We start from the raw sequence: 24,490 nt of genomic DNA, 5'->3' as shown, positions 1-24,490 counted from the left end.
TGACCTACCACACAAGTATCGACGAGACTGCCCCGAAACCCGGGCGGGTATCGTCGCCACGCGTTCGGGCCGATGACGTCCCGCGTAACCCTTCTGTTCGTGTTGGGCCCCGATAGCCGGGGAAATCGTGAGGACGGTTCAGATGTCCGCGTCGCCCGTGATCCCCGGTGGACTGCGTGCCCCGTCCGCACTCGGTCTGTACGACCCAGCGACCGAGCGTGACGCGTGCGGCTTCGCCTTCGTCGCGACCCTGCGGGGGACGCCCGGCCGCGACATCGTCGACGCCGGGCTGACGGCGCTGCTCAACCTCGACCACCGCGGCGCCGTGGGCGCCGAGGAGGACAGCGGCGACGGTGCGGGGATCCTCACCCAGATCCCGGACGCCTTCCTGCGCGACGTCGTCGACGCCGAGCTGCCGCCCGTCGGCCAGTACGCGATCGGCCTGGCGTTCCTGCCGGTCGAGCAGGACGCGATGTGCGCCGCGATGCGCGCGATCGAGGCGATCGCTGCCGAGGAGAAGCTCGACGTCCTCGCCTGGCGCGACGTCGCCGTGACCGTGGACCTCGTCGGGCCGACCGCGCGGTCGTCGATGCCGGCATTCCGCCAGCTCGTCGTCGCGGACCCGTCGCGTGAGCTCGCGGGCGTCGACCTCGACCGCCGCACGTACCGGCTGCGCAGGCGCGTGGAGCGCGAGGTCGGCGTGTACTTCGCGTCGCTGTCGTCCCGCACGATCGTCTACAAGGGCATGCTGACCACCGGCCAGCTCGAGCCCTTCTTCGCCGACCTGTCCGACCCGCGCTACGCGAGCGAGCTCGCGCTCGTGCACTCACGGTTCTCGACGAACACGTTCCCGTCGTGGCCGCTCGCCCAGCCGTTCCGCATCGTCGCGCACAACGGCGAGATCAACACCGTGCGCGGCAACCGCAACTGGATGTCGGCCCGCGAGGGGACGCTCGAGAGCGAGGCTCTGGGCGACCTGGCGCCGCTCCTCCCGGTCTGCACCCCGGGCGGCAGCGACTCCGGCAGCTTCGACGAGGTCCTCGAGCTCCTGCACCTCGCGGGGCGCCCGTTGCCGCACGCGATCATGATGATGATCCCCGAGGCGTGGGAGAAGCATCAGCAGATGGACCCCGCGCGGCGGGCCTTCTACGAGTACCACTCGACTCTGATGGAGCCGTGGGACGGTCCGGCGGCGATGACCTTCACCGACGGCACGCTCATCGGAGCGGTCCAGGACCGCAACGGGCTGCGTCCGGGACGTTTCTGGGTGACCGAGGACGGTCTGGTCGTGCTCGCGAGCGAGGCCGGTGTGCTTGACCTCGACCCCTCGACCGTGGTGCGCAAGGGTCGGCTCGAGCCGGGTCGGATGTTCCTCGTCGACACCGGGCAGGGTCGGATCATCGAGGACGACGAGGTCAAGGCGCAGCTCGCTGCGCAGCGGCCGTACGCGCAGTGGGTCCGGGAGAACTCGATCTCGCTCGACCAGCTCCCCGAGCGCGAGCACGTGCGCCACTCGGCTGCGTCGGTGCGTCGTCGCCAGCGCGCGTTCGGCTACACCGAGGAAGAGCTGAAGATCATCCTCGGGCCCATCGCCACGAACGCGGCGGAGCCGCTCGGCGCGATGGGCTCGGACACCCCGGTGGCCGTGCTGTCGAGCCGGCCGCGTCTGCTCTTCGACTACTTCACCCAGATGTTCGCGCAGGTCACGAACCCGCCGCTCGACGCGATCCGCGAAGAGCTCGTCACGGCGCTCGCCGGCGCGATCGGACCCGAGCCCAACCTGCTCGACGACACCCCGCTGCACGCGCGCAAGCTCCTGCTGAACTTCCCGGTGCTCGACAACGACGAGCTCGCCAAGATCGTGCACATCGACCGTGACCCCCAGCTCGCGGGTGTGTTCCGCGCGATCACCGTCCGCGGCCTGTACAAGGTCGACGGTGGCGGCGCCGCGCTCGAGGCACGACTCGAGGAGATCTTCGCGCAGGTCGACAGCGCGATCGCGGCCGGCGTGTCCTTCATCGTCCTGTCGGACCGTGACGGCGACGCCGACCTCGCACCGATCCCGTCGCTGCTGCTGTCGAGCGCCGTGCACCATCACCTGCTGCGTCAGCGCACCCGCACACGCGTCTCGCTCGTGGTCGAGGCGGGCGACGTCCGCGAGGTGCACCACGCCGCGCTGCTCATCGGATACGGCGCGGCCGCGGTCAACCCGTACCTCGCGATGGAGAGCGTCGAGGACCTGGCACGCAGCGGCTACCTGCCGGGTGTCTCGCCCGAGAAGGCCGTCGCGAACCTCATCAAGGCGCTCGGCAAGGGCGTCCTGAAGGTCATGTCGAAGATGGGCATCTCGACGATCGCGTCCTACCGCGGCGCGCAGGTGTTCGAGGCGATCGGGCTCTCGCACGCGCTCGTCGACCGGTACTTCGCCGGCACGACCAGCAGGCTGGACGGCATCGGGCTCGACGTCATCGCTGCCGAGGTCGCGGCGCGGCACGCCGACGCGTACCCGGCGAGCGGCAACCGGCAGCCGCACCAGCGTCTCGCGGTCGGCGGCGAGTACCAGTGGCGGCGCGACGGCGAGGACCACCTGTTCGACCCCGAGACCGTGTTCCGGCTGCAGCACGCGACCCGGACCCGGCAGTTCGACGTGTTCCGCCAGTACTCGAACCGCGTCAACGAGCAGTCGAAGCGGCTCATGACGATGCGCGGCCTCCTGACGTTCCGGACGGGGGTGCGCCCCGCGGTCCCGATCGACGAGGTCCAGCCGGTCAGCGAGATCGTCAAGCGGTTCAGCACGGGCGCGATGTCCTACGGCTCGATCTCCGCCGAGGCCCACGAGACCCTCGCGGTCGCGATGAACTCGATGGGTGCGAAGTCCAACACCGGCGAGGGCGGCGAGGACACCGAGCGCCTCCACGACCCCGCCCGTCGGAGCGCCATCAAGCAGGTCGCCTCCGGTCGGTTCGGCGTCACCTCGGAGTACCTGACGAACGCCGACGACCTCCAGATCAAGCTCGCGCAGGGCGCGAAGCCGGGTGAGGGCGGTCAGCTGCCGGGTCACAAGGTGTACCCGTGGATCGCCGCGACCCGGCACTCGACGCCTGGGGTCGGCCTCATCTCGCCGCCGCCGCACCACGACATCTACTCGATCGAGGACCTCGCCCAGCTGATCCACGACCTGAAGAACGCCAACCCGGTCGCGCGCATCCACACGAAGCTGGTCAGCGAGTTCGGCGTCGGCACGATCGCCGCCGGGGTCGCGAAGGCCCACTCGGACGTCATCCTCATCTCGGGTCACGACGGGGGCACCGGCGCGAGCCCGCTCACGTCGCTCAAGCACGCCGGCACGCCGTGGGAGCTCGGGCTCGCCGAGACCCAGCAGACGCTCGTGCTCAACAACCTGCGGGACCGCGTCGTCGTGCAGGTCGACGGACAGCTGAAGACCGGCCGGGACGTCCTGGTCGGAGCGCTGCTCGGCGCCGAGGAGTTCGGCTTCGCGACGGCTCCGCTGGTCGTCTCGGGCTGCATCATGATGCGCGTCTGCCACCTGAACACGTGCCCGGTCGGGGTCGCGACCCAGGACCCCGAGCTGCGCGAGCGGTTCACGGGCAAGCCGGAGTTCGTCGTGACGTTCTTCGAGTACATCGCCCAGGAGGTGCGCGAGCTGCTCGCCGAGCTCGGCTTCCGCAGCATCGAGGAGGCCGTCGGCCACGTCGAGCTGCTCGACACCGTGCCGGTCATCACGCACTGGAAGGCCCAGGGCCTCGACCTCGAGCCGGTGCTGGCCGTCCCGTCGCCCGTCGAGGGCTCCTCGCTGCGGCACACGACGGGTCAGGACCACGGCCTCGACCGTGCGCTCGACCACCAGCTCATCGCGCTCGCGCAGCCCGCGCTGGACGCCGGGACGCCGGTCCACATCGCGCTCCCGGTCCGCAACGTCAACCGCACCGTCGGCACGCTGCTCGGGCACGAGGTCACGAAGCGCTACGGCGGCGCGGGCCTGCCCGACGGCACGATCGACGTCGAGGTCACGGGTTCCGGCGGGCAGTCGTTCGGCGCCTTCCTGCCGCGCGGCATCACGCTGCGGCTCTTCGGCGACGTCAACGACTACGTCGCCAAGGGCCTGTCGGGCGGCCGCGTCGTCGTGCGCCCCGACCGCAACGCGGTGCTGACGGGCGAGCACAACGTCATCGCCGGCAACGTCATCGGCTACGGCGCGACCTCGGGTGAGGTCTTCCTCCGCGGGCTCGCGGGCGAGCGTTTCGGGGTCCGCAACTCGGGCGCGACGCTGGTCGTCGAGGGCGTCGGGGACCACGGCTGCGAGTACATGACGGGCGGGACGGTGCTCGTGCTCGGGCGGACGGGGCGCAACTTCGCCGCCGGCATGTCGGGTGGGGCGGCGTACGTGCTGGACCTCGAGCCTGCCCTCGTCAACATCGACGCCGTGCGCACGGGCGAGCTGTCGCTCGACGCGCTCGACGACGACGACGCCGAGGTGGTCGAGAGCCTGCTGCGGCGCCACCTCGACGAGACGGCCTCCCCGGTCGCCGCCCAGCTTCTCGTCGACCTCGCCGAGACCCGTGGCCGGTTCACGCGCGTCATCCCCGCCCAGTACGTGCGGGTGCGTCGCGCGCTCGCCGAGGCCGCGGCCGACGGCCGGGACATCGGCGCGCCGGGAGTGTGGGACGAGATCTTGACGGTGGCCCATGGCTGACCCCACGGGCTTCCTCAAGGTCCGGCAGCGCGAGCTGCCGCCGTACCGGCCGGTGCCGGTGCGGATCCTCGACTGGCGTGAGGTCCGGGTGGACCCGGACCGCGCCGAGCTGCCGATGGTCGCCCGGCAGGCCGGGCGCTGCATGGACTGCGGCATCCCGTTCTGCCACAACGGCTGTCCGCTGGGCAACCTCATCCCGAGTGGAACGACCTGGTGCGCACCGGGCACTGGGCGGACGCGAGCGAGCGTCTGCACGCGACGAACAACTTCCCGGAGTTCACCGGGCGGATCTGCCCGGCGCCGTGCGAGTCGAGCTGTGTGCTCGGCATCAGCCAGCCGCCCGTGACGATCAAGAGCGTCGAGGTCACGATCGTCGACGAGGCCTTCGCCCGCGGGTTCGTCGTCCCGCAGGTGCCGCAGCGGCTCACGGGTCACACCGTGGCCGTGGTGGGCTCGGGCCCGGCAGGGCTCGCGGCGGCTCAGCAGCTGACGCGCGCGGGGCACACCGTCGTGGTCTACGAGCGCGACGACGCGATCGGCGGGCTGCTGCGCTACGGCGTCCCGGACTTCAAGCTCGAGAAGCGGCACATCGACCGCCGGCTCGCTCAGATGGAGGCCGAGGGGACGCGGTTTCGCGCCGGGGTCGAGATCGGCCGCGACCTCACCTGGGAGCAGCTGCGCGCACGGTTCGACGCGGTCGTGCTGGCTACCGGCGCGACGGTCCCGCGCGAGCTGGCGCTGCCGGGGCGCGAGCTCGACGGGGTGCACGTCGCGATGGACTACCTGCACCAGTCCAACGCCGTCGTCGCGGGCACCGAGGTGCCGGACCAGATCACGGCGGCGGGCAAGCACGTCGTCGTCATCGGCGGCGGCGACACCGGATCCGACTGCGTCGGCACCGCGGTGCGTCAAGGCGCCGCCTCCGTGACGACGCTGGCGATCGGCAAGCAGCCGCCCACCGAGCGACCCCCGAGCCAGCCGTGGCCGACCGACCCGACCCTGTTCGAGGTCTCGAGCTCGCACGAGGAGGGTGGCGAACGCAGCTACCTCGCCTCGAGCGTCGCGTTCGTCGGTGGGGACGGCGATGCTGCGGGCCGCGTGCGCGCGCTGCGCCTGGCGCGGACCGAGTACCTGCCCGACGGCCGTCGCGTGCCGACGCCGGGCACCGAGCACGACATCCCTGCGGACCTCGTGCTCATCGCGATGGGGTTCACCGGCCCGGAGACGGCCGACCTGACCGCACAGACGGGCGTCGAGCTCACCGGCCGCGGCCTCGTCGCGCGCGCGGAGGACTTCGCGACCTCGGTGCCCGGGGTGTTCGTCGCGGGCGACGCCGGCCGCGGTCAGTCGCTCGTGGTCTGGGCGATCGCCGAGGGGCGGGCCGCCGCAGCGTCCGTCGACCTCTACCTCTCCGGCGGCACCGAGCTCCCCGCGCCGGTCACGGCGACCACGGTGGCCCTGCGCCCCTAGCCCACCCCGACCGACGTCATCGTCGGTACCCATCGAGGGTTCGGACGTCCCGTCCGGCACCTGATCACGACACGAAAGGCCCGGTCAGCACATGCGCGCAGCACGCGTCGATGCCGACGTCGCGGCTACCGGCGACCCGGCGGCGACATCGGTCCGGGACCAGCACCTGGAGGCAGAACGTGGCTGACCCGACCGGATTCCTGAAGGTTCGTGAGCGCGAGCTGCCACCGGACCGCCCCGTCGCGGTGCGGCTGCTCGACTGGTCCGAGGTGCATGCGCACCGCCCGGGCGACACCGGCGACCTCGAGGTCCTCACGCGGCAGGCGGGTCGCTGCATGGACTGCGGCGTGCCGTTCTGCCACAACGGGTGCCCGTTGGGCAACCTCATCCCGGACTGGAACGACCTCGCGTGGCGTGGGCAGTGGGCGGACGCGAGCGAGCGTCTGCACGCCACGAACAACTTCCCGGAGTTCACCGGGCGGATCTGCCCGGCGCCGTGCGAGTCGAGCTGCGTCCTGGGCATCAACCAGCCGCCGGTGACCATCAAGAACGTCGAGGTCACGATCGTCGACGAGGCCTTCGCCCGCGGGTTCGTCGTCCCGCTGATCCCCGACCGGCTGACGGGTCAGACGGTCGCCGTGGTCGGCTCGGGGCCGGCCGGCCTGGCCGCGGCGCAGCAGCTCACGCGTGCGGGGCACACCGTGGCGGTCTACGAGCGCGCCGACCGCGTCGGCGGCCTGCTGCGCTACGGGATCCCCGAGTTCAAGCTCGAGAAGCGGCACGTGGACCGCCGGATCGCCCAGATGGAGGCCGAGGGCACCGTGTTCCGGACCGGCGTCGAGGTGGGTGTCGACATCTCGGGGCGCGAGCTGCGCGACCGGTACGACGCCGTCCTGCTCGCGGTCGGCTCGACCACCGCCCGGGACCTCGTCGTGCCCGGCCGGGAGCTGGGTGGCATCCTCCAGGCGATGGCCTTCCTGCCCGACGCGAACCGTGTCGCCGTCGGCGACGTCGTCGAGGCGCAGGTCACCGCGGCAGGCAAGGACGTCGTCATCATCGGCGGCGGCGACACCGGGGCGGACTGCCTCGGGACGTCCCTGCGGCAGGGCGCGAGGTCGGTCGTCCAGCTGGAGATCATGCCGCACCCGCCCACCGCCCGGCCGGACGCCCAGCCGTGGCCGACGTACCCGATGCTCTACCGCGTCGCGAGCGCCCACGAGGAGGGTGGTGAGCGGCTGTACGCGGTCAGCACCCAGGAGTTCCGTGGCGACGACGACGGCAACGTGCGTGCGCTGCAGCTCGTCGAGGTGGCGATGGTCGACGGCCGGTTCGAGCAGGTCCCGGGGACGGAGCACGAGATCCCGGCCCAGCTCGTCCTGCTCGCCCTCGGCTTCACCGGGCCCGAGCAGGGCCCGCTGCTCGACCAGCTCGAGGTCGAGCTCGGCCCGCGCGGTGCTGTCGCGCGGGCGGACGACTTCGCGACCTCGGTCCCCGGTGTCTACGTCGCGGGCGACGCGGGTCGCGGTCAGTCCCTCGTCGTATGGGCGATCGCCGAGGGCCGGGCAGCTGCGGCCGCGGTGGACACCTACCTCACGGGTGGCACCGAGCTGCCCGCTCCGGTGGCGGCCACCACGATGTCGCTGCGACCGTAGATCACCCGCCCACAGACCCCTCCGACCGAGCTCGATACCTGTTCTCAGACCCCCGGGCCGGGACGTTCGATCCAGGACCCGCCCACGATGAAAGGCCTAGGCTTCACCCATGCGCAGAGCAAAGATCGTATGCACCATCGGTCCCGCGACCGAGTCCGTCGAGCAGATCCAGGCACTCGTCGACGCCGGTATGGACGTCGCCCGGCTGAACCGCAGCCACGGCGACACCGAGGTCCACCAGCGCGTCTACGACAACGTCCGCGCCGCGTCGCAGGCGTCCGGCCGCTCGGTCGCCGTCCTCGTCGACCTGCAGGGCCCGAAGATCCGCCTCGGCCGGTTCGTCGAGGAGAAGCACGAGCTGGCGGTCGGCGACACCTTCACCATCACGACCGAGGATGTCCCCGGCACCAAGGAGCTCGTCTCCACGACCCACAAGGGTCTCCCGAACGACGCCCGCGTCGGCGACCCGATCCTCATCGACGACGGCCGCATCCTCCTGCGGGTCACCGCGGTCGACGGCCCCCGCGTCGTCACCCGCGTCGAGGTCGGCGGTCCGGTCTCGAACAACAAGGGTCTGAACCTGCCGGGTGTCGCCGTCTCGGTCCCCGCGATGAGCGACAAGGACGAGGCCGACCTCCGCTGGGCGGTCCGCGTCGGCGCCGACATCATCGCGCTGTCGTTCGTCCGCTCCGCGGCCGACTACGACGACGTCCGCCGCATCATGGAGGAAGAGGGCCGGGTCCTCCCGGTCATCGCGAAGATCGAGAAGCCGCAGGCCGTCGAGAACCTCGCCGAGATCGTCGCCGCGTTCGACGGCATCATGGTCGCGCGTGGCGACCTCGGGGTCGAGCTTCCGCTCGAGCAGGTCCCGGTCGTGCAGAAGCGGGCCGTCGAGCTGGCCCGCCGCAACGCCAAGCCGGTCATCGTCGCGACGCAGGTGCTCGAGTCGATGATCACGAACCCGCGTCCGACGCGGGCCGAGACGTCGGACTGCGCGAACGCCGTCCTCGACGGTGCGGACGCGGTCATGCTCTCGGGCGAGACGAGCGTCGGCGACTACCCGATCGAGTGCGTCCGGACGATGGCCCGGATCATCGAGGTGACCGAGGAGCTCGGACGTGAGCGGATGGCGCCGCTCGGCTCCACGCCGCACACGCGTGGCGGGGCGATCACTCGCGCTGCTGCCGAGATCGGCGAGACCCTCGGGGTGAAGTACCTCGTGACGTTCACGCAGTCCGGTGACTCCGCGCGGCGGATGTCGCGGCTGCGCTCGGCGATCCCGCTGCTCGCGTTCACGCCGCTCACCGCGGTGCGCAGCGTGCTCTCCCTCACGTGGGGCGTCCAGACGTACAAGACGCCCACGATCACCAGCACCGACGAGATGGTCAAGCAGGTCGACCAGACCCTGCGTGCGAACGGTCTCGCGGAGGTCGGCGACTACGTCGTGGTCGTCGCCGGCGCACCGGTCGGTGTCGTCGGGTCGACCAACTCGATCGTCGTGCACAAGATCGGTGACGAGTAGGACTCACACGGCCGCGTCGCCTGACGCGCCCTGACCGACGGGCCCCGGGGTACTCCCCGGGGCCCGTCGGCGTTGTCAGGCGAGGGGGACTGCCCGCAGCGCCGGGCCCTCGTACTGGCTCAGGGGTCGGATGAGCGCGTTGGCGGCGTGCTGCTCCATCACGTGAGCGGTCCAGCCGACGACCCGGCTGGCGGCGAACAGCGGCGTGAACGTCGGGGCGTCGAACCCCATGAGGTGGTAGGCGGGGCCCGTGGGGTAGTCGAGGTTCGGTTCGATCCCCGTGTGCGCGCGCATCGCTGCCTCGAGGGTGTCGGCGACCTCCGCCAGGTCCTGGCGACCGAAGTGCGCGACGAGGCCGTCGAGCGCGGCCTTCATCGTCGGCACCCGGGAGTCGCCGTGGCGGTAGACGCGGTGACCGAACCCCATGACCTTGGCCTTGCGCGCCAGGGTGTCCGTGAGCCACTGCTCGACGCGGTCGGGCGTGCCGATCTCGAGGAGCGTGGCCAGGACGGCCTCGTTCGCCCCACCGTGCAGCGGGCCCTTGAGCGCGCCGATCGCGCCCGTGACGGCGGAGTAGAGGTCCGACAGGGTCGACGCGATGACCCGGGCCGTGAAGGTCGACGCGTTGAAGGAGTGCTCGGCGTACAGGACCATCGAGATCTCGAACGCCCGCACGACCTCAGGGTCGGGCACGGACCCGAATGTCATGTTCAGGAAGTTGTCGGCGTAGCCGAGGTCGTCGCGCGGCGCCACGAGCTCCTTGCCGTGTCGTCGGCGCTGGTCGAACGCGACCATCGCGGGCAGCTGGGCCATCAGCCGGACCGACCGGGCCAGCTCGCCCTCACGGGACAGGTCGCTCGAACCCGTGTCGAACGCCCCCGTCACGCTGACCGCGGTGCGCAGCACGTCCATCGGATGGGTGGAACGCGGCATGGCCGTGATCGCCGCGATCACGGGGTCCGGCACCGCGCGCTCGGACCGTTCCGTGTGCTCGAAGTCCTCGAGCTCGTCGTCGCTCGGCAGCTCGCCGTGCCACAGGAGGTAGGCCACCTGCTCGAACCGGCACCGGGCCGCGAGGTCCGGCACGGGGTAGCCGCGGTACAGCAGGGTGCTGGTGGCCTTGTCGATCGACGAGATGGTGGTCGTGTCGACGACGACCCCCGCGAGCCCCTTGTGGATCGTCGGGCGGTCGTCGGTCGTCGGGGTGTCGTCAGCGCTGCGGTCGGTGGTCATCAGCGGGAAGCCTCCATCGTCGTTGACGGGTGCGGTGCGGCGGGCCGGTGCGGTGGTCGGGTTGCGGTGGTCGGGTTGCGGTGGTCCGCACGGTGGTCCGGGTGCTGCGGCTCAGAGCTCGAAGTCGAACACCCCGGCGTCGAACTGTCCATAGCCCGCGTAGTCGACGAGGTCGTACAGCGCAGACCTGTGCTGCATCCGGTCCAGCAGCGATGCCTGCGTGCCCTCGGCCAGGATCGTGTCGAGGCCCGCCTCGGCGGCGCCCATCGCGAGCCGCAGGAGCGTGACCGGGTAGATGACGATGTTGTAGCCAAGCTCGGCGAGCTGCGTGGCGGTCAGGAGATCGCCCTTGCCGAACTCGGTCATGTTGGCGAGCAGCGGGACGTCGATCGCCGCGCGGAAGGCCTCGAGCTCGGCCGGGCCGAGGAGCGCCTCGGGGAAGATCGCGTCGGCACCGGCGTCGACGAGGGCCTTGGCGCGGTCGATCGCCGCGTCGAGCCCCCGGACGGCGCGGACGTCGGTGCGCGCCATGACGAGGAAGTCCGGGTCGCGTCGGCCCTCGACGGCTGCGCGGATCCGCTGGAGCGCCGCCTGCTGGTCGACGACCTGCTTGCCGTCCAGGTGACCGCAGCGCTTGGGGTTGACCTGGTCCTCGATGTGGCAGCCGGCCACGCCGGCGTCCTCGAGCGCCTGGACGGTGCGCGCGACGTTCATGGGCTCGCCGAACCCGGTGTCGGCGTCGACGAGCGTCGGGAGGTCGGTCATGCGCGCGATCTGCCCGGCGCGTGCTGCGACCTCGGTCGCGGTCGTCAGGCCGATGTCGGGCAGGCCCAGGTCGGCTGCGACGACCGCGCCCGAGACGTACACGCCGTCGAACCCCTTGGCCTGGATGAGCCGGGCCGACAGGGGGTTGAACGCCCCGGGCAGGCGGAGCAGGTCCCCGCTCGCGAGGCGTGCGCGCAGGGTCTGGCGCTTGGCCGACGCCGTGGTCGTGGCATAGAGCATCAGAACAGTCCTTCCGGTGCGGTGACGCCCGCCAGGAGGCCCTGCCGGGCCGTCACCGTCACATCTGTCACCTCGCCGGCCCGGAGCTCTCCGAGCCGCTGCACCACTCCGAGGAACCGGTCGACCTCAGCGTCCTCGAGCACCCCGGCCGCGAGGGTCCGGAGCTTGCGGACGTACTCGGGACGGGCGAACGGCCGCGCGCCCAGGGGATGGGCGTCCGCCACGGCGATCTCCTCCACGATCACGCTCCCGTCGTCGAGCGTGATCTCGAGCCGCCCGCCGAACGCCTTCTCGGCCGGGTCGTCAGCGTGGTAGCGCCGGGTCCACCCGGCGTCCTCGCGCGTGGTGATCTTGTGCCAGAGGGCCACCGTGTCGGGCCGGGCGGCGCGTGCGGGGGAGTAGGAGTCGACGTGGTGCCAGCCGCCGTCCTGCAGGGCGACCGCAAGGATGTACGGGATCGAGTGGTCGAGGGTCTCACGCGTCGCGGTGGGGTCGTACTTCTGCGGGTCGTAGGCGCCCGAGCCGATCACGACGTGCGTGTGGTGGGACGTGTGCAGAACGACCGAGCGGACCCTCGCCGGGTCGCCGGTCTCGGGGTGCTCCCGGTGCAGCCGGCGCGCCAGGTCGATGAGCGCCTGCGACTGGTACTCGGCGGAGTGCTCCTTGGTGTACGTCTCGAGGATCGCGCGCTTGGCCTCGCCGGGTCCCGGCAGCGTCACCTCGTACGCGGCCTCGGGACCGTCGAGCAGCCACGCGATGACCCCGTCCTCGCCCTCGTAGATCGGGGTCGGTGAGGTCTGACCGCGCATCGCCCGGTCGACGGCCTCGATCGCGACCTTGCCGGCGAACGCGGGGGCGTAGGCCTTCCACGTCGAGATCTCGCCCTTGCGTGACTGCCGGGTCGCCGTGGTGGTGTGCAGCGCCTGCCCGATGGCATGGAACGTGATCGCGGGATCGAGGCGCAGCAGGGTGCCGAGCCCCGCGGCGACGGCCGGGCCGAGGTGGGCGACGTGGTCGATCTTGTGCTCGTGCAGGCTGATCGACCGCACGAGCGAGACCTGCACCTCGTAGGCGGTCGCGATCGCGCGGACGACGTCGTGCCCGCTCGACCCCACATGCTGCGCGACGGCGAGGATCGGCGGGATGGTGTCGCCCGGGTGGGAGTACTCCGCCGCGAGGAACGTGTCGTGGAAGTCGAGCTCGCGGACCGCCACGCCGTTGGCCCACGCCGCCCACTCGGGACTCGTCCGGTCGCTGCGCTCGAGACCGACCACCGTCGCGCCGACCCCACCCCGGGAGGCCGGGTGCGTCAGGGCCTGGGCGCGGGCCGCGACGACGGGGGCGCGCAGGAGCGACGCGGCCGCGACGGCCATGTCGTCGATGACGCGGTTGACGATCATCTCGGCCACGTCGTGGTCGACCTCGACCGGGTCGGCCGCCAGCTCGGCCAGGGCCCAGGCGAGCTGCGCGGACCGGGGGAGCAGTTCGGCGCTCGGGTGGACCCGCACGGTGTGGCGGACGCTCATGCAACAACCTCCGGTCGCCCGAGCGGTCGGACTGGTTGCGTCGCGTGCATCTCGACCTCCTCGTCCCGGTCAGGCTATGCGCCCGCGGCGCTCCGCACACGGACCTCACGTTCGACGCGGCCCCAGCGTCTGCACAATGTGACCGTGCATGAACCCTTCGAGCTCGTCGTCGCCCGCCATGGCGGGACGGTCCTGCGCGTCTGCCGGGCCGTCCTCGGGCCGGTCGACGCCGACGACGCGTGGTCGGCGACGTTCCTGTCGGCGCTCGTCGCCTACCCCGAGCTGGCCCCGGACGCGAACGTCGAGGCATGGCTCGTGACGATCGCGCACCGCAAGGCGATCGACATCGTCCGGGCGACCTCACGTCGCGCGGTCCCGGTCGACGTCCTGCCCGAGACGAGCACCACGCCCGGAGCCGACGCGCGCGACCTCGACCTGTGGGCCGCGTTGGCGGCTCTGCCGACCAAGCAGCGCGAGGTGGTCGCCTACCACCACCTCGGCGGCTTGCCCTATGCCGAGGTCGCCGACCTGCTCGGCGGGACCGCCGTCGCGGCTCGTCGGGCCGGCGCCGACGGCATCGCGACCCTCCGCCGTACGTACGGCACCACCGCACCAGCCTCGACCTCTCGGAGAGAACCATGACGAGCACCGACCTCGACCCCGAGGCACGCGACCTCCTCGCGACCGCGGGTCCCACCGATCTGGACCTCGCCCGGCTGCATGAGCGGCTCGTTGCCGCCGCGGACGATGCCGGGGTGCTGGACGTCGCCTACCGCACGATCGACACGCCGGTGGGCGCGCTGCTGCTCGTCGCCACCGAGCTCGGGCTCGTGCGGGTCGCGTTCGCCGCCGAGGACCATGACGCGGTGCTGGCGTCGATCGCGGCACGCATCAGCCCGCGGATCCTGCGCGCGCCGGCCCGGCTCGACGACGCGGCCCGTCAGCTCGGCGAGTACTTCGAGGGGCGGCGCCACGCGTTCGACCTGCCCCTCGACCTGAGCCTGTCGACCGGGTTCCGCCGGACCGTCCTCAGCCAGCTGCGGGAGATCGAGTACGGCCACACGGCGAGCTATGCGTCGATCGCGGTGGCGGCGGGGAGCCCGCGGGCCGTCCGGGCGGTCGGCAGCGCGTGCGCGACGAACCCGCTGCCCGTCGTCGTGCCGTGCCATCGCGTCGTGCGCTCGGACGGCACGATCGGTCAGTACCTCGGCGGGACGGACGCCAAGCGCGCCCTCCTGCAGCTCGAGTCGGCCGCCTGAGCCACCGCCGGCTGTCGTCGTCAGGCCGAGTCGCCCGACCGGCCGCGGCCTGGCCCGAAGACGTCGGGCACGCCGTCCGCGTCCGCGTCGAGCTCCTCGAGCTCCGCGATGCGGCGGTAGGTCCGGTTGCGGGCGCGCAGCAGCGCGGCGGAGAGCAGCGACGCGAGGACCGACGCGGCGAGGACTGCCACCTTGACGTGCTCGTCACGCGCGCTGCCCGCCCCGAACGCGAGGTCGCCGATGAGGAGCGACACCGTGAACCCGATCCCTCCGAGGGTCGCGATGCACAGGACGTCGAGCCATCCCAGGCTCGCGTCGAGATCGGCACGGGTGAACCGGGCGACCAGGTAGGTCGTCCCGAGGATCCCGACGGCCTTGCCGACCACGAGACCGGCGACGATGCCCAGCGCGACGCTGTCCGTCAGCGACTGCGTGAGCCCTGAGGTGCCGCCGACGGTGACGCCGGCCGCGAAGAACGCGAACACCGGGACCGCGATCCCTGCGGACAGCGGCCGGAAGCGGTGCTCGAAGTGCTCAGCGAGTCCGGGACCAGCTTCCGGGCCGCCCGCCGCGTGGCTGCGGACCACGGGGACGGCGAAGCCGAGCAGGACGCCGGCGACCGTGGCGTGCACGCCCGAGGCGTGCATGAGCGCCCAGGTGGCCACCGCGAGCGGCAGGAGCAGCCACCACGACCGGATCCGGCGCTGGACCGCGACCCAGAACAGCGCGAGCACCGCCAGCGCTCCGAGCAGCGCGAGCACGGACACGTGCGACGTGTAGAAGACCGCGATGATCGTCACAGCGAGCAGGTCGTCGACGACGGCGAGGGTGAGCAGGAACGTGCGCAGGGCCGCGGGCAGGTGGGTGCCGACGACCGCCAGGACCGCCAGCGCGAACGCGATGTCGGTCGCGGTGGGGATCGCCCACCCCCGCAGCGCGCCGTCGCCCGTGGTGAGGTTGACGAGCACGTAGACGACGGCAGGGACGGCCATGCCGCCGACCGCAGCCAGGACGGGGAGCGCGGCGCGGCGCGGGTCGCGCAGGTCGCCCGCGACGAACTCGCGCTTCAGCTCGAGCCCGACGACGAAGAAGAAGACCGCCAGCAGACCGTCGGACGCCCAGCCGCCCAGGGTCAGGTCGAGCCCGAGGGCAGCCGGCCCGACCCGGACGTCACGCAGGGTCGCGTAGGAGTCCGAGAACGGGGAGTTCGCCCAGACGAGCGCCACGACGGTCGCCACGAGCAGCAGCGCGCCGCCGACCGTCTCCTTGCGCAGGATCGCGGAGACCCGGGCCGTCTCCGACCACGACCCTCGGGCGAGGAGCACGGCACGGGGGAGGGGCTGCGCACGGGAGGGGCTCCTTCGGGGTCGACAGAATCATGCCGACCAGGCTTCCCGGCGCGCCTAGGACCATCATAGCCGGGCGCCGAACCCCTCGTGACCAGCCACAGGACCATGGTCACGAGGCCCGGGACCCAGGTGTCCGACCCGCGCCGGGAGCAGAGTGGCACGGTAGGACGAACGTCCTGTTCGCGCCTCGAGAACCAGGGCTACCAAGGGGGGGAGGACAAGGTGGTCATCATGTTTCAGGTTCGCATCCACGGGCGTGGCGGACAGGGCGTCGTCACAGCAGCCGAGCTGCTCTCTGTCGCAGCCTTCAGCGAGGGGCATCACGCGCAGGCGTTCCCCAGCTTCGGATCGGAACGCACCGGCGCGCCGGTCGTGTCGTTCTGCCGGATCTCCGAGGTCGCGATCCGGTCGCACGACCCGGTCGCCGAGCCCGACGCCGTGATCGTCCAGGACGTCACGCTGCTCGGTCAGATCGACGTCCTCGGCGGGTTGAGCCCCACCGGGTACGTCCTGCTGAACACCGAGCAGCCGCTCGCCGAGCTCGGCCTGGCTGCGGCGGAGCGGGCGTTGCCGCCCGGACACCTCGTCAGCATCCCTGCGACCGCGCTCGCGCTCGAGCACGTCGGCCGCGCGGTGTCCAACGTGCCGCTCCTCGGCGCGTTCGCCGCACTGACGGGGCTGCTGTCCATCGACTCGGTCGTCGCGGCGATCGAGGCCAGGTTCTCCGGTCCGGTCGCGGCGAAGAACGCCGCAGCCGCCCGCGCCGCATTCGAGCTCGTCGTCCAGGAGGCCGCACATGTTGCAGCAGGTTGAGGGTTCGAAGGCGGTCGCCGTCGCGGTCGCCGCGTGCCGCCCCCAGGTCGTGTGCGCCTACCCGATCTCTCCGCAGACGCACATCGTCGAGGAGCTGAGCCGGATGGTGAAGGCCGGGGAGCTCACCGGGTGCGAGTACGTCAACGTCGAGTCCGAGTTCGCCGCGATGTCGGGTGCGATCGGTGCGAGCGCCGTCGGGGCGCGGTCGTACACCGCGACCGCGAGCCAGGGCCTGCTCTACATGGTCGAGGCGGTCTACAACGCCTCGGGCATGGAGCTGCCCATCGTCATGACCGTCGCGAACCGGGCGATCGGCGCTCCCATCAACATCTGGAACGACCACGGTGACGCGATGTCGCAGCGGGACTCCGGCTGGCTCCAGCTCTATGCGACGAGCAACCAGGAGGCCGCGGACCTGCACGTCCAGGCGTTCCGGATCGCCGAGGAGCTGTCGGTCCCGGTCATGGTGTGCATGGACGGTTTCGTGCTGACCCACGCGACCGAGCAGGTCGACATCCCCGAGCAGGGCCAGGTCGACGCGTTCCTCCCGTCGTTCGTCCCCCAGCAGGTTCTCGACCCGGACAACCCTGTCTCGATCGGGGCGATGGTCGGTCCCGAGGCGTTCACCGAGGTGCGCTACCTCGCCCACCACCGCCAGCTCGACGCGCTCGAGACGATCCCGCGGGTCGCGGCCGAGTTCGCCGCGGTGTTCGGCCGCGACTCCGGGGGCCTCGTCCGGCCGTACCGGATCGACGGCGCCGAGACGGTCGTCATCGCGCTCGGCTCGGTGTTCGGGACGCTGCAGGACGTCGTCGACCTCGAACGTGACGCAGGCGTGCCCGTCGGGCTGCTGGGCATCACGTCGTTCCGGCCTTTCCCCTACGACGCCGTGCGTGAGGCGCTCGCCGGGGCGAAGCGGGTGGTGGTGCTCGAGCGGGCCCTGGCCGTCGGCGTCGGCGGCATCGTCGCGAGCGACGTCCGGTCGGCACTTGCCGGTGGCGACATCGACCAGCGCACAGTCATCGCCGGCCTCGGCGGACGGCCGATCACCGTCACGTCGCTGCGCGGGATGGTGACGACGGCGGTGGCCGGGGAGCTCGAGCCGCTGACGTTCCTCGACCTCGACACGACCGTGGTCGACAGAGAGCTTGCGCGAGTGGACGGGGGCGCGCGATGAGTGCGGTCGAGGTGAAGTTCTACCAGGTCGGCAGCTACGCGGTCGGCAACCGGCTGCTGGCGCCCGACCAGGCGAGCGGGCAGTCCGACATGGCGCGGACCAACGCGCTGACGTCGGGGCACCGAGCGTGCCAGGGCTGTGGCGAGGCGCTCGGCGCCCGCTACGTGCTCGACGCGGCGATGCGCGCGTCGAACAGCCGGATGGTCACCGTGAACGCGACGGGCTGCCTCGAGGTGTTCTCGACGCCGTACCCGGAGACGTCGTGGCGGGTGCCGTGGCTCCACTCCCTGTTCGGCAACGCGCCGGCCGTCGCGACGGGCGCGGCTGCAGGTCTGCGGGCCCTCGGCAAGGACGACGTCCGCGTCGTCGCCCAGGGTGGCGACGGCGGCACGGTCGACATCGGCTTCGCGTGCCTGTCGGGCATGTTCGAGCGCAACGACGACGTGCTCTACATCTGCTACGACAACGGCGGCTACATGAACACCGGCGTCCAGCGGTCGGGTGCGACACCACCGGCCGCTCGCACCTCGACGACGCAGACCGTGGGACCCGAGCCGGGCAACGTCTTCGGCCAGGGCAAGGACGTGCCACGCATCGCGATGGCCCACGAGATCCCGTACGTGGCCACCGCGACGGTCGCCGACCTGCGCGACCTCGAGGCGAAGGTCGAGCGTGCGATGAGCATGCACGGCGCGCGCTACCTGCACGTCATGGTGCCGTGCCCGCTCGGCTGGGGCTCGGCGTCGTCGGACACGGTGAAGCTGGCCCGGCTCGCGACCGAGAGCGGCTTCTTCCCGGTGTTCGAGGCCGAGCGAGGAGAGGTCACGTCGGTGCGCAAGATCCGTCACCAGGTGCCCGTCGAGGAGTACCTCACGCTGCAGGGCCGGTACGCGCACCTGTTCCGCCCCCAGCGTCGTGACGACGTGATCGACCGCCTCCAGGCGATCGCCGACCGCAACATCGCCCGGTACGGGCTGCTGGAAGAGGTGCTCTGATGGACACACCGTTCGCGATCACGCTCGGCGTCGGATCGTCCCTGGCCAACCGCACGGGCGCCTGGCGCGTCGAGCGGCCGGAGTACGTCTCGCTGACGGCGCCGTGCGCGCACGCCTGCCCAGCGCACGAGAACCCCCAGGACTGGCTGTACACGGCCGAGGACGGCTCGTACGAGGAGGCCTGGCACGCGCTCGTGGTGGCCAACCCGTTCCCGGCCATCATGGGTCGCGTCTGCTACCACCCGTGCCAGACGGCGTGCAACCGCGGCAAGCTCGACGAGGCCGTGGGGATCAACGCGGTCGAGCGGTTCCTCGGCGACCTCGCGATCGAGAAGGGCTGGGCCCTACCCGTCCCGGAGACGACGTCCGGCCGTCGCGTGCTCGTGGTGGGCTCCGGCCCGGCCGGACTGTCCGCGGCGTACCACCTGCGCCGGCTCGGGCACGAGGTGACGATCCGGGACGGCTCGAAGACGCCCGGCGGCATGATGCGGTACGGCATCCCCGCCTACCGGCTGCCCCGCGCCGTGCTCGACGCCGAGATCGCCCGGATCGAGGCGACCGGCGTGAAGATCGAGATGCAGACGACCGTCGCGTCGGTCGTCGACGCCATGGCCGAGGGCTTCGACGCCGTCTTCCTCGCGGTCGGCGCCCAGATCGGCAAGCGCGCGTACGTCCCGGCGGGGGAGGCTGCGCGGATCCTCGATGCGGTGACCCTGCTGCACGGCGTCGCCGACGGCGAGATGCCCATGCTCGGTCGGCGCGTGGTGGTCTACGGCGGCGGCAACACGGCCGTCGACGCCGCCCGCACCGCGCGTAGGCTCGGCGCGACCGAGTCGGTCATCGTCTACCGGCGTACCCGCGACCGGATGCCCGCGCACGACTCGGAGGTCGAGGAGGCCCTCGAGGAGGGCGTGACCTTCCGCTGGCTGTCGACGATCACGCACGCCGACGCCGGTCACCTGATGGTCGAGCGCATGGAGCTCGACGAGACGGGATTCCCGCAGCCGACCGGTGAGCTCGAGGACCTCGAGGCCGACTCGCTCGTGCTCGCCCTCGGCCAGGAGACCGACCTGTCGTTGCTCGACGGCATCCCCGACCTCACGTTCGTCGACGGCGTCGTGCAGATCGACGACCGGTTCATGACCGGCCACCCGGGGATCTTCGCGGGTGGTGACGTGGTGCCGGCCGAACGCACGGTCACGGTCGGTGTCGGGCACGGCTCGCGCGCCGCGGACTCGATCCACGCCTACCTCGCGCAGCTCGACGGTGTGGCCGCCGGCCCGGCCGAGCCCGTCGAGGCACCGATCGCGGAGTACGAGCGGCTCAACACCTGGTACTTCGCCGATGCCCCGCACGCGGTGCGCCCGCACCTCGAGGCGGCTCGGCGGGCGACCGGGTTCGACGAGGTCGTCCAGGCGCTCGAGCCGGCGACCGCGCTCTACGAGGCGCGTCGGTGCATGTCGTGCGGCAACTGCTTCGAGTGCGACAACTGCTACGGCGTGTGCCCCGACAACGCGGTCATCAAACTGGGGGTCGGCGAGGGGTTCCGCTTCGACTACGACTACTGCAAGGGGTGCGGCATCTGCGCGACCGAGTGCCCCGCCGGGGCGATCCGGATGGTGCCGGAGCCGACGACTGCGATCTGATCGTCGGGGCGCCTGGCGGCCGTCGGCTCAGCTGTCGGCGGCCGCGACGTCGCCCGTCGCCTCGCTCGCGACGATGTACTGGCGCGCCAGGCGCAGCGTGGACACCAGGTCGCCCGGGCACCACGGCTCGAGGCAGATCTTCGGGTCGTGGGCCGCGTAGGCCTGGAAGGCGTCCTTCTTGGCCCTGAGGTCGGTGCCGGTGACGTTCGGCAGCCGGGTCCACATCGGGTAGCCGCCGTACGCGAGGAGCGTGTGGGCTGAGCGGTAGCCCTGGTCGGCCTGTCGCGTGAACAGGGCCGTCGCGGTGTGGTCGGCGTTGTCGCCGTGGCGGAACTCGATGGTCCAGTCCTGGGTGCGCACCGTCGTGGGGCGGAACGCGGTCATGAGGTCGGTCAACGTGCTGGTGAGCGACGCGTCCGTGTAGGTGGCCGAGCCGTCGACCGCGTCGATCGCGGCGATGTCGCCGTCCCAGAGCCGACGCAGGCTCTGGTGGTCGTGCACCAGCATCCCCGTCCCGGCCCGGTTGCCGTCGGGCAGGCGCAGGAAGACGACCGACACCTGGGGGGCGTCCGTCAACGTCATGAGCCGCACGGTGTGGCCGGGCACGCCGGCGTCGGACGAGCTCCAGCGGTCCGCGACGCCGGCCATCTGCGCGTACGCGGCCAGGCTGCCCGCCTCGCGGCCGCGCCAGTACGTCTCGCCCTGGGCGGCGTCACCCGCGGTGAGGAAGACCGTCCGCACGCACCGGCCCGCCAGGACGTCCTGGGCGAGGTCGGGGCTCTGGAACAGCAGGTCGTCGTCCTCGTGGGCCACGACCTGCATCGCGCCCGCCGCGCAGGGGGCCGTCGAGGGCACCTGGAGCGCCACGGGCGCGGCCCCGAGGGGCACGGACACCAGGACCACGGAGATCAGCACACCCCGCGTGAACCACAGGGTGCCGAGGACGCCGAACGCACCGAGGGCCCGTGCGAGCCTCGCGCCGGTACGGCGAGCGGGGTGACGCCGCTTGATCACGCTCGTCCCTCGCGGTGGTGTCGACCGTACGGATGTCGGTGCTGGTGAGCCGCGATAATACGCCGGTCGCGCGCACTCATGGTGGAGCCGAGCCGTCCCAGTTGTGGCGACATGCGCCGATAGACTCGCCGGATGGCCCCTACGCCGACGCCTGGACGCGTGTCCGCGGCGTGAACGAGCCCCCGAAGGACGACACCCGCGCCCCGGGCGTGCAGATCGTCGACGCGCCGACAGCCCGCGTGCACGACCCGAGCGACCTGCTCGGTCTCGTCCTGTCCGCCGTCGGCGTCCTGGCCGTGCTGGTCGCAGTCGTCTCTGCGCAGGGCACCACGGCCGGGGTCGCCCAGGACGTCCGCGGCTTCAGCTGGCTGCTCCGGCGCGTGCTGGTGTTCCCGGTGGCCGTTCTCGAAGGGCTCGTCACGCTCATCGCGCCGGTCGCGGTCCTCGCCGAGCTCGCGGTCCGACGGAACGGTCGCCAGCTGCTCCAGGTGGGAGCAGCCGGTCTCGTGGCACTCGCCCTGTGCGTCGCGACGACCGCCGCTCTGACCGCGTTCGGGTCCGCCGAGCTCCTGCACGGACTCTCGGTCTCGCGTGACGGCCGCTGGGTGCTGTCGGTCCCGGCGTCGGTGGCCGCCCTCGCGGGCGTGCTGACCGCTGCGGGCCCGCGTGCGCGTCGCCGGACGGTCCTGTGGTCCTGGAACCTGCTGTGGTTCTCGCTCGGCGTCGTCCTGGTGACCGGCCAGGTCTCGTTGTCCGGTGCGGCCGTGGCGCTGCTCCTCGGGAGGGTCGCCGGCCTGGGGGTGCGCTTCGTGTCGGGGGTGCGGTCCGAACGCGCCTACGGGGCGGCGCTCGTCGCAGGGATCCGCCGCGCCGGGTTCGACCCCGCGCGGCTCGTCCGGGTCGGCGACGCCGACGAGCACCGGATGTACGACCTGACCACCGCCGCGGGGCAGGGCCTGCGCGTCGTCGTGCTCGACGGTGACCGGCAGGTCGTCGGCGCGCTGTCGAGGCTCTGGCGGTCGGTACGGCTGCGCGGCATCGAGGGGCGCTCGCTCGTGTCGCTGCGCCAGGCCGTCGAACGCACGGCGCTGCTCGCCTACGCGGCCCGCGCAGCCGGGGTGCGCACGCCGCAGCCCCTCGGCATCGCCGAGGCTCAGGACTCGATGCTCGTGATCGAGGCGTTGACGGGCGCGGTGCCGCTGCGGCTCGTCGACGACGCACAGCTCTCGGACGAGCTGCTGCACGCGATCTGGGGCCAGCTGAGGTCGGCCCACGACGCCGGCATCGCGCACCGCGCGCTGACGTCGGACACGATCCTGGTCGAGCTGGGGGCCGGGGAGCCGGTCGTGTGGCTCGTCGGCTGGGACTCGGGCGACGTCGCCTCGACGGAGCTCGCGCGCCGGATGGACCTCACGCAGCTCGTGGCCCTGCTCGCGGTGCGGGTCGGCGCGGCGCGTGCCCTCGAGTCGGCCGCAGCCGTCCTGCCACGCCAGGACCTCGCAGCGATCGGGCCACTGCTGCAGAGCGTCGTCCTGCCGCAGCGCACCCGCGACGAGATGCGCGCGCACCCGGGGCTGCTGGCCCAGCTGCGGTCCGCGCTCGTCGAGCGGCTGCCCGGCACCGACGTCGAGCCCGAGCAGGTGACCCGCTTCGGCGTGCGCACGGTGCTCACCGTGGTGCTGCCGGTGGTGGCTGTCGTCGTCATCCTCACGAGCATCAACGTCGACGAGATCGGCACGGCGCTGACGTCGAGCGACTGGCGCTGGAGCGCCGTCGCGTTCGGTCTGGGCCTCGCCACCTACGTGGGGGCCGGTCTGACGTTCGCCGCGTTCGCTCCGGTCAAGGTCAGCCTGCGGTCGGCGACGCTCGTGCACGCCGTGGGGGCCTTCGTGTCCCTGGCCGCGCCCGCCGGCGTGGGATCAGCGGCGCTGAACCTGCGGCTGCTCACGCGGCGCGGGGTCAGCACGTCCCTCGCGGTCGCGACCGTCGCACTCGTCCAGGTCTCGCAGTTCATCGTGACGATCGCACTGCTGCTGCTCCTGTCGCTCGTCTCCGGCTCGAACGACACGTCACTGTTCGCCCCGGGGCCAGGGGCACTCGTCGCGATCGGCGTCGTCGCTCTCGCCCTGGCGGCCGCGCTGCTGTTCCCGGGCGTGCGCCGCTGGGCCGTGCGGACGTCGATGCCCACGGTGCGGCAGACGTGGCCGCGGCTCGTCGACGTGCTGGGACACCCTGGCAGGGTCGCCCTGGCGATCCTCGGCAACGTGATGCTGACCATGGGCTATGTGCTCGCGTTCGACGCCTCGCTCGCCGCGTTCGGCCAGCACCGGGGCATCGTCGAGGTCGCCGTGATCTACCTCGTGGGCAACGCGGCCGGGGCGGCCATCCCGACCCCCGGCGGGATCGGCACGATCGAGGTGACGCTCATCGGCGGGCTCACGGCCGCAGGGATGAACCCCGGGGTGGCCGCCTCGGCGGTCGTGCTCTTCCGCCTGCTGACCTTCTGGCTCCCGATCCCGCTCGGCTGGCTGGCCATGCGCCACATGCGACGCACCGGCGAGCTGTAGCCCGGCGCTCGCCGTCACCCGTCGGCGGAAGCCCGCAGCGCGGCGATGTCGAGCTTGGCCATGCCGAGCATCGCCTGCATGGCGCGGCCGGCCCGAGCGGGGTCGGGATCGGACAGCAGCTCGCCGAGGACCGGCGGGACGACCTGCCACGACAACCCGTAGCGGTCCCTGAGCCATCCGCACCGGCCGGGCTCGCCGCCGTCCGTGAGCTTGGCCCACAGCTCGTCGATCTCGTCCTGCGTCTCGGCCTTCACATACAGCGAGACGGCCTCGGTGAACGGGAAGCCGGGACCCCCGTTGAGTGCGATGAGCTCGAGCCCGTCGAGGACGAACGTGACGACCATCGCGGTTCCGGGCTTCGGCGCCCCCTCGCCGTAGCGACTGACGTCGAGGATCGAGGACCTCGGGAAGACCGAGGTGTAGAACGTGGCGGCTTCCTCGGCCTCGTCGTCGAACCACAGGAACGGGCTGATCGTCTGCATCATCGGCCTCCGGTCGGCTTTGACACGGCTCGGGACGGGCAAGTTGCTGGTCGTGACCCACCGTAG

The 24,490-nt window shown here is 72.0% G+C and carries 16 protein-coding genes and 1 pseudogene; 11 read left to right on the top strand and 6 right to left on the bottom strand.

Going from position 1 to position 24,490, the window contains the following annotated elements:
* The first annotated feature begins 142 nt into the window (after positions 1 to 142).
* The 4 genes and pseudogenes from gltB to pyk all read left to right on the top strand — a co-directional run bounded on the left by gltB (position 143) and on the right by pyk (position 9,358).
* Complete coding sequence (gltB, locus tag DDP54_RS16630; RefSeq protein WP_109133097.1) at positions 143 to 4,714, top strand: glutamate synthase large subunit; 4,572 nt, start codon at positions 143 to 145, stop codon at positions 4,712 to 4,714.
* Positions 4,707 to 6,184, top strand: a pseudogene (locus DDP54_RS16625) (glutamate synthase subunit beta). The gene gltB and the pseudogene DDP54_RS16625 overlap by 8 nt, the downstream one beginning before the upstream one ends.
* Before the next feature lie 179 nt (positions 6,185 to 6,363).
* On the top strand, positions 6,364 to 7,836 hold the full coding sequence (locus DDP54_RS16620; RefSeq protein ID WP_109133096.1) for a glutamate synthase subunit beta: 1,473 nt from the start codon (positions 6,364 to 6,366) through the stop codon (positions 7,834 to 7,836).
* Positions 7,837 to 7,945: 109 nt separating this feature from the next.
* Positions 7,946 to 9,358 carry a pyruvate kinase gene (gene pyk / locus DDP54_RS16615; RefSeq protein ID WP_109133095.1) on the top strand — a complete coding sequence of 471 codons (1,413 nt, stop codon included), beginning with the start codon at positions 7,946 to 7,948 and terminating at the stop codon, positions 9,356 to 9,358.
* 75 nt (positions 9,359 to 9,433) lie between these two features.
* On the opposite strand, the gene DDP54_RS16610 is transcribed toward pyk, so the two are convergent.
* The 3 genes from DDP54_RS16610 to DDP54_RS16600 all read right to left on the bottom strand — a co-directional run bounded on the left by DDP54_RS16610 (position 9,434) and on the right by DDP54_RS16600 (position 13,122).
* The gene (locus DDP54_RS16610; protein WP_109133094.1) at positions 9,434 to 10,591 is read right to left on the bottom strand and encodes a bifunctional 2-methylcitrate synthase/citrate synthase; all 1,158 of its coding nucleotides are present in this window, start codon (positions 10,589 to 10,591) and stop codon (positions 9,434 to 9,436) included.
* 111 nt (positions 10,592 to 10,702) lie between these two features.
* Positions 10,703 to 11,596 carry a methylisocitrate lyase gene (gene prpB / locus DDP54_RS16605; RefSeq protein ID WP_109133093.1) on the bottom strand — a complete coding sequence of 298 codons (894 nt, stop codon included), beginning with the start codon at positions 11,594 to 11,596 and terminating at the stop codon, positions 10,703 to 10,705.
* Positions 11,596 to 13,122, bottom strand: a complete 1,527-nt coding sequence (locus DDP54_RS16600) for an MmgE/PrpD family protein (RefSeq protein ID WP_109133092.1) — start codon at positions 13,120 to 13,122, stop codon at positions 11,596 to 11,598. Before DDP54_RS16600 ends, prpB begins: the two co-directional genes overlap by 1 nt.
* A gap of 138 nt (positions 13,123 to 13,260) precedes the next feature.
* On the opposite strand from DDP54_RS16600, the gene DDP54_RS16595 reads away from it, so the two are divergent.
* Together DDP54_RS16595 and DDP54_RS16590 are read left to right on the top strand one after the other, a co-directional pair.
* Positions 13,261 to 13,764 carry an RNA polymerase sigma factor gene (locus DDP54_RS16595; protein WP_109133091.1) on the top strand — a complete coding sequence of 168 codons (504 nt, stop codon included), beginning with the start codon at positions 13,261 to 13,263 and terminating at the stop codon, positions 13,762 to 13,764.
* Positions 13,761 to 14,381 (top strand): methylated-DNA--[protein]-cysteine S-methyltransferase, encoded by a 621-nt coding sequence (locus DDP54_RS16590; protein WP_109133090.1) that lies wholly within the window; start codon positions 13,761 to 13,763, stop codon positions 14,379 to 14,381. Before DDP54_RS16595 ends, DDP54_RS16590 begins: the two co-directional genes overlap by 4 nt.
* A gap of 20 nt (positions 14,382 to 14,401) precedes the next feature.
* Here the strand turns inward: DDP54_RS16590 and nhaA are convergent, their stop codons facing one another.
* Complete coding sequence (gene nhaA / locus DDP54_RS16585; protein WP_109133089.1) at positions 14,402 to 15,706, bottom strand: Na+/H+ antiporter NhaA; 1,305 nt, start codon at positions 15,704 to 15,706, stop codon at positions 14,402 to 14,404.
* 255 nt (positions 15,707 to 15,961) lie between these two features.
* On the opposite strand from nhaA, the gene DDP54_RS16580 reads away from it, so the two are divergent.
* Genes DDP54_RS16580 through DDP54_RS16565 form a run of 4 tightly spaced genes read left to right on the top strand, consistent with a single transcriptional unit; the run spans position 15,962 to position 20,361 of the window.
* Positions 15,962 to 16,543: a 2-oxoacid:acceptor oxidoreductase family protein gene (locus DDP54_RS16580; protein WP_109133157.1), complete on the top strand. Its 582-nt coding sequence runs from the start codon at positions 15,962 to 15,964 to the stop codon at positions 16,541 to 16,543.
* The gene (locus tag DDP54_RS16575) at positions 16,527 to 17,720 is read left to right on the top strand and encodes a pyruvate ferredoxin oxidoreductase (protein WP_109133088.1); all 1,194 of its coding nucleotides are present in this window, start codon (positions 16,527 to 16,529) and stop codon (positions 17,718 to 17,720) included. The genes DDP54_RS16580 and DDP54_RS16575 overlap by 17 nt, the downstream gene beginning before the upstream one ends.
* The gene (locus DDP54_RS16570; protein WP_109133087.1) at positions 17,717 to 18,715 is read left to right on the top strand and encodes a thiamine pyrophosphate-dependent enzyme; all 999 of its coding nucleotides are present in this window, start codon (positions 17,717 to 17,719) and stop codon (positions 18,713 to 18,715) included. The genes DDP54_RS16575 and DDP54_RS16570 overlap by 4 nt, the downstream gene beginning before the upstream one ends.
* Positions 18,715 to 20,361, top strand: coding sequence for an NAD(P)-binding protein (locus DDP54_RS16565; RefSeq protein WP_197711472.1), 1,647 nt, complete (start codon positions 18,715 to 18,717; stop codon positions 20,359 to 20,361). The genes DDP54_RS16570 and DDP54_RS16565 overlap by 1 nt, the downstream gene beginning before the upstream one ends.
* A gap of 27 nt (positions 20,362 to 20,388) precedes the next feature.
* On the opposite strand, the gene DDP54_RS16560 is transcribed toward DDP54_RS16565, so the two are convergent.
* Entirely contained in the window at positions 20,389 to 21,375 is a 987-nt protein-coding gene (locus tag DDP54_RS16560; protein ID WP_109133085.1) for a PIG-L family deacetylase, read from the bottom strand.
* A 170-nt stretch (positions 21,376 to 21,545) separates the two neighbouring features.
* On the opposite strand from DDP54_RS16560, the gene DDP54_RS16555 reads away from it, so the two are divergent.
* Positions 21,546 to 23,942: a lysylphosphatidylglycerol synthase transmembrane domain-containing protein gene (locus DDP54_RS16555; protein WP_242448544.1), complete on the top strand. Its 2,397-nt coding sequence runs from the start codon at positions 21,546 to 21,548 to the stop codon at positions 23,940 to 23,942.
* Between the two features lie 14 nt (positions 23,943 to 23,956).
* Here the strand turns inward: DDP54_RS16555 and DDP54_RS16550 are convergent, their stop codons facing one another.
* Complete coding sequence (locus tag DDP54_RS16550; RefSeq protein ID WP_109133156.1) at positions 23,957 to 24,424, bottom strand: VOC family protein; 468 nt, start codon at positions 24,422 to 24,424, stop codon at positions 23,957 to 23,959.
* Positions 24,425 to 24,490 lie beyond the last annotated feature (66 nt).

Origin of the sequence: Cellulomonas sp. WB94, assembly GCF_003115775.1 — a bacterium.
Classification (GTDB): domain Bacteria; phylum Actinomycetota; class Actinomycetes; order Actinomycetales; family Cellulomonadaceae; genus Cellulomonas_A.
Note: the sequence above shows the minus strand (reverse complement) of the source record. Positions and strands in the feature narration are given on the sequence as shown.